Source organism: Actinomadura keratinilytica, assembly GCF_039539665.1.
GTDB classification, from domain to species: Bacteria; Actinomycetota; Actinomycetes; order Streptosporangiales; family Streptosporangiaceae; genus Spirillospora; species Spirillospora keratinilytica.
The window spans coordinates 1-6,154 of sequence record NZ_BAABDO010000201.1 but is presented as its reverse complement, the minus strand read 5'-3'; the positions used below and the strand labels follow the sequence as shown (position 1 = coordinate 6,154).

General features: G+C 75.0%; 2 protein-coding genes and 1 pseudogene. 2 read left to right on the top strand and 1 reads right to left on the bottom strand.

All coding sequences use genetic code 11. The features are described 5' to 3' along the window. Positions 1-1,858 precede the first annotated feature (1,858 nt). The gene (locus ABD879_RS31630) at positions 1,859-3,580 is read right to left on the bottom strand and encodes a PucR family transcriptional regulator (protein WP_345025440.1); all 1,722 of its coding nucleotides are present in this window, start codon (positions 3,578-3,580) and stop codon (positions 1,859-1,861) included. 634 nt (positions 3,581-4,214) lie between these two features. On the opposite strand from ABD879_RS31630, the gene ABD879_RS31625 reads away from it, so the two are divergent. After that, a complete protein-coding gene (locus ABD879_RS31625; protein ID WP_345025439.1) occupies positions 4,215-5,174 on the top strand; it encodes an oxamate carbamoyltransferase subunit AllH family protein in 960 nt (319 codons plus the stop codon). A 25-nt stretch (positions 5,175-5,199) separates the two neighbouring features. Then, a pseudogene (locus tag ABD879_RS31620) lies at positions 5,200-6,154 on the top strand (FdrA family protein); the annotation flags it as partial.

Sequence of the window (6,154 nt, the reverse complement as noted above, 5' to 3'; positions counted from 1 at the left end):
ACTCACCAACTCCTTGGCTCACAGAACGACATGGCTACATCCGACTTGGACGCGGCGGCGCCGGCTGCCGGGCCGCCGTCAGCCGCGGCCGCGGCCGCGCCGCCGCGCCGGTCGGAGATGGCGCGCAGCAGGTGGTAGCCCGCCAGCACGACGATGGTGCCGAACGCGATGCCCTCCAGCTTGAAGTCCTCGTTGATCTCGTGCACCACCGGGCCGAGGGCCAGGATGATGCCCGCGCCGACCGGGACCATGTTCACCGGGTCGGCGAAGTCCACCCGGTTCTCGATCCAGATCTTGGCGCCGAGCAGCCCGATCATCCCGTAGAGGATCACCGTGACGCCGCCGAGCACGCCGCCGGGCGTGGCGGCCACCAGCGCGCCGAACTTGGGGCACAGCCCGAACGCGATCGCGATCACCGCCGCGACGTAGTAGGCCGCCGTCGAGTAGATCCGGGTGGCGGCCATGACGCCGATGTTCTCGGCGTAGGTGGTGGTCGGCGAGCCGCCCACCGAGGTGGCCACCATGGTGCCCACGCCGTCGGCGAACACCGCCCGGCCGATCAGCGGGTCCAGGTCGGTGCGGGTCATCTCCCCCACGGCCTTGACATGCCCGGTGTTCTCGGCGATCAACGCGATGACGGCGGGCAGCACCAGCAGGACCGCCGACAGCTTGAAGTCGGGGGCGTGCAGGTCCGGCAGCCCGAACCAGTCGGCCTGCCGGACGCCGTCGAAGCTCACCCGGTCGTGGGGGAACGCGGTCGCCACGCAGTAGGGGCCCTCGGGCGCGCAGGCGCGGCCCGCCGCGTCGCGCAGGTTCTGCCCGGGCAGCACGGACGTGACCGGCCCGGCGGTCCGGTCGAGCACCCATGACAGCGCGTACCCGAAGACCAGGCCGACCAGCACGGCGACGCGGCCGACGAACCCGCGGAACACCACCATGACCAGGAACACGAACGCCATGGTGACCAGCGCGACCCAGTGGTCCTGCGGCCAGTAGGTGTCGGCCACCACGAACGCCAGCCCGAACCCGATGAGCATGACCACCGCGCCGGTGACGACGGGCGGGAACACCCGGTGGATGAGCCGCGGGCCGAGCAGGTGGATGAGCACGCCGCACACGGCCAGCACGCCCCCGGCGACCAGGATCGCGCCGGTCACCCAGGCGTCGCTCCGGGCGGTGTCGGCGCCCGCCCGGATGGCGAACACCCCGCCCACGAACGAGGCGCTGGTGCCCAGGTAGCTGGGCACCTTGCCCTGGACGATCAGCAGGAACACGATCGTGGCGACGCCCGACATCATCACCGCGAGGTTCGGGTCGAGCCCCATCACCAGGGGGAACACGAACGTCGCGCCGAACATCGCCACGACGTGCTGGGCGCCGATGCCGACCGTGCGCGGCCACGACAGCCGCTCGTCCGGCGCGACGACCTCACCGGGCGGCGGCGTCCCGCCGTCGCCGTGCACCTTCCAGCCGATGCCCATCCCCGCCTCCCTCGGGCCGCCGCGGCCGTGGCGCGTCCACGGCTCCGTCCCCGCTTCACGGCCTCCTTACGGCCTTGCGGGCAAAGTAGATCCAAGCAGGTGGGCGGGCATCGGCGACAACTGCCAAACCCGTCACCCGCCGTTGGGTGGGGAGTATGGCCTATATCACCGATGTGTTACCAATCCGGGCGCGACATGACAGACCCCGACATATCTCAGCGAAGGGGGTCGGGAGGACGGGAAGTCGGCGGGGGTTCGGAGTTCGGCGGGTCTGTTGGTCGGCGGGTCGGGGAGCTGTCGGGAGTCGTCGGGGAGCCGTCGGGGAGCCGTCGGGGAGCTGTCGGGAGCCGTCCGGGGAGGTCGTCGCGCGGGGAGGGTCAGATGCCGCGCATGCGCAGCACGTGCAGGGCCAGGGTGAGGTTGAGGCGGAGGTGGGCGTCCTCGGTGAAGGGGCCGAGCATCCGTTCCAGCTTGCCGATGCGGTACCGCAGGGTGTTGTAGTGGAAGTGCAGGCGCCGGGCCGTCTCGGCGACGTTGAGGTTGGTCTCCAGCAGCACCTGCAGGGTGCGGCGCAGGTCGACCAGCTCCGGTTCGTCGTCGCCCGCCAGCTCGCCGAGGGTCTCCCGGACGAAGGCGTGCAGCTCCTGCGGGTCGGACACCAGGCTGAGCAGCCGGTAGACGCCCAGCTGGTCGAAATGCGCGCGGGCGCCGTCGCCGTGCAGCTGCCGGCCCACCCGCACCGCCTTGACGGCCTGCTCGTAGGCCTCGGGCAGCGCGGACGGCGAGGTGACCGTGCGGCTGATGCCGGTGGAGAACGTCCGCTTGCCCGACAGGTGCTCGGCGAAGATCGCGGTGGCCTCCTTGAGCATCGCCTGGACCGGTCCACTGGAGAGTGGCGGCCCGTCGCCGTCGGCCGTCCCTATCACCGCGACGACCTCGTGGGCGAAGCTGGCGACCGCGGCGCCCCGGTCGTGCCGCCGCACCGCGGTGCTCCAGGCGGCGGCCAGCCGCTCCTGGGCGACCCGCTCGTCGGCGCTGCGGCCGCCGCGCGCCGCCGCGTCGCCGCCCTGCCCGTTCTGCCCGTTCTGCCCGTCGGCCGGGCGGGTGCGGCCGTCCAGCTCGGCGACGACCACCATGACCGGACGGTCCAGGTCCCAGCCGAACCCGGCGCAGTGCGCGATCACCCGGTCGTCCTCGCCGGCCCGGCCGGACAGGATGTCGCGCAGGTAGTCGGCGCGGTACTTGCTCTCCACGGCGGCGACGGCCTGCTGCTTGGTCACCACCAGCGCGGCCACGGTGGCGGCCCGCTCCAGGATGCCGAGGTCGGTCTCGCGCAGCGTGCCGGCGGGGCTGTAGGCGATGATCCGGCCGTGGTCGAAGCCCCCGGCCACCACGGGCACCACCAGGTGGTCGCCCCCGTTGACGCACACCCCGGGGCGGCCCGACAGCACGTCGAACGCCCGCATGGCCTGGATGTGCTCGTCGGGGCCGGATCCGGCCAGCACCTTCTGGTCGCCGTCCAGCACCACGACGGCCACGTCCAGCAGCGTGGCGACCTCGTCGACGACCTCCTGCAGGCCGCCGCCGCACAGCACGATCTGCACCAGCGCCCGGTGCACCTCCTCGGTGCGGGCCAGCACGGCCGCCTGCCGGTTGAGGATGTCGGTGAGCACCTGGTTGAGGATGTCGTCGAAGCCCACGTCGTTGGGCAGCAGGATGAGCGGGAAGCCGCGCCGGTCGGCCTGCGCGATCATCTCGGCGGGCAGCGCGTCCAGGTACCGGCCCAGCTTGATCGCCAGGGCGGCCAGGCCGCGCTCGTCGAGGTCGGCCACCAGGTTGTCCAGCGACTGCGGGGTGTTGCGCAGCGGGTACCCGGTGGTCAGCAGCAGTTCGTTCGGCTTGACCCAGGCCAGTACGTCGGGCACCTCCATGACGTTGAGCCGCTGCACCACCCGGTCGAGCCCCGAGCGGCCCGCGATGAGCCGCGCCCCGGCGAGGGTGGACACCCCCAGCACCTCGCCGACGGGCAGGCCGTAGGTCAGCGTGCCGGTGCTCGCCAGCCGCAGCGCGGGCGGGCCCGGGTCCGCATTGAGTGACATCACTTCGCTCCCAACCGTGAACGGGCGCCGAGGTTTTCGGGCGCCGACTGTCTACGGGCGCGGCCCGGGTGGGGGCTGGCCCGGCGGTCCCGGGGCCGTGTCCCCCCGGGACGTCACTTCGCATGCGCGGCACGGCGGTGACGCACCTGCCGGATCGCGGGGCCCGGTCGGCGGCCGGTCGCGCAGGCCCGGGGCGGTCGTCCGCCCGGCGGCGCGGCCGGTCCGACCGCCGGTCGCCTGGCCGGACGCCCTCCCGGGCGGATGACCGGTCGCATGACCGGACGCATGGCCGGACGCGTGACCGGGCGCATGGCCGGCCACACGGCTGCAGGGCAGCCCTAAGACCGCCGGAACCGTTCGGGCGGTCCCGGCGGGTCGGGGCTGCCTGCGTGAGGTGCTCACCAAAGCTCGCTCAAGGGAACGGTCACCTCGCTTTTGCTGCTTACATCGCGCAAGATGCCCCGATCGCTACCGGTATGCGATCAACCCTGACAACAACCTCCAAGGACCCTGACCATCCTTGGCAGGATTCACCATACGTCCGGTGGCGGGCCCGGTCTACGGTCCTGCCTGAGGTCGGGTCCGAGCGACCGCCGACGACACACGCCCGGCGGCACCGGCCTCGGGAGGATTCGTGACCATCGTCCTGCGTGACCCGATTCCGCTGCGCACGCTCACCGGGCGACCCCCGGCCCCCGGCGCCGCGGGTCTCCCCCTGCGCCCGCTGCTGGAGGCGCCGCGCCGCCCGGCACGGGTGATCGCCGCCTTCCCCTCCGCCGTCTACCTGGAGATGCGCGTCGAGCCGCGGGCCGGTACCGGCCAGGCCCCCGAACCCCGCGTGCTCGCGGTGGTCTGCTCCGACGCCGTCCGGCTGCCCAACGCGCTGGTGCTGGCCGCGACGCGGCGCGAACGGCCCTTCCGCGCCGTCCGAGAGGGCGCCGAGGCGTGGGTGGGCGACGGCCTGGTCGAGACCGAGGGGCTGTACGTGCGGGCCCGCCGCTGGTGGGACTCGGTGCCCGCGCTCGGCCCGCTCACCCCGGCCGCCGCGGCCCGCGGCCTGCTGGCGCTGGAGGACGCCCTCGACGAGGCCGAGGCCGCCGCGGGCTTCGGGCTGGCCGGGCATCCCGACCCCGAGACCCTGGCCGCCGCCTGCGCCGCGGGCGACCTGCCGGGGGCCGTCGAGGCCGCCGAGCGGATCGTGGGCCTGGGCCCCGGGCTGACGCCCAGCGGCGACGACGTCCTGGCCGGCCTGCTGGTGTCGCTGCGGCTGTTCGGCGGCGCCGTGCGGGGCGGCGAACGGGCGGTGTGGCTGGCCGGGTGGCTGGGCGCCGCGGTCACCGCCGACGTGGGCACCCGCACCACGGCGCTGGCCGCGACGCTGCTGCACTGCGCCGCGTCCGGCGCCGCCGGGGCCGACGTGGCGGCCGTGCTGCGCGCCGTCGCGGGGCGCGAGGCGCCGCGCCCGGCCGTGCGGCGGCTGCTGGCCGCCGGGCACACCTCCGGCGCCGACCTGGCCTGGAGCGTGCGCGCGGGCTCCCGCGCCCGCCTGGCGCTGGCCGCGTCCCCCGCGGCCCCGCACCGGGCCACTGCATGACGGGCGCGTCGCGATCGGGGGCGCCATGAGCACGACGGGCACGACCCGGGTCGAGGTGCGGCGCGGCGCCTACCACGACTCGGTGACGCTGATGCGGGTCAGCCGCAGCCTGGCCGAGCGGCCGGACGTGGCCGAGGCGATGGCCGCGATGGGCACCGACCTCAACCGCGAGATGTTCGGCCGGATGGGCTTCCAGGTGCCCGCCGACGCCGGTCCGGGCGACCTGGTGGTGGCGGTCCGCACCGCCCGCGGCGCGCCCGACCGCGCCCTGGACGACGCCCTGCGCGCGCTCGACGAGCTGCTGAGCCGCCGGGCCGAGGCCGGCGCCGGCGGCGCGGAGGAGCCCGCCCGCACGGCCGCCGCGGCCGCGCGGCGGATCGACGCCGGGCTGGCGCTGCTGTCGGTGCCCGGCCCGCAGGTGTTCGCCGAGGCCATGGACGCCCTGGACGCCGGGCTCAACGTCATGGTGTTCAGCGACAACGTGCCGGTCGAGCAGGAGATCGCGCTCAAGGAGGCGGCGGCGCGGCGCGGCCTGATCGTCATGGGCCCCGACTGCGGCACCGCCGTGGTCGGCGGCGCGGGCCTGGGGTTCGCCAACGCGGTGCGGCCCGGCCCGGTCGGCGTGGTGGCCGCGTCCGGCACCGGCGCCCAGCAGGTGATGTGCCTGCTGGACGCGGCGGGCGTGGGCGTCAGCCATGTCCTCGGCGTGGGCGGACGCGACCTGTCGCCGCAGGTCAGCGGGCGTTCGGCGCTGGCGGCGCTGGCCGCGCTGGACGACGACCCGGCCACCGAGCTGATCGTCGTGGTGTCCAAGCCGCCCGGCCCGCGGGTGGCCGGGCTGATCCGCGAGGCGGCGCGCCGCCTCGACACCCCCGTGGTGTTCGCGCTGCCCGCCCCGGGCGAGGACGACCTGACGGCGGCGGTGGAGCGGGCCCTGGCCGCGCTCGGCCGCCCGTCGCCGCGCTGGCCGCGCTGGCGCT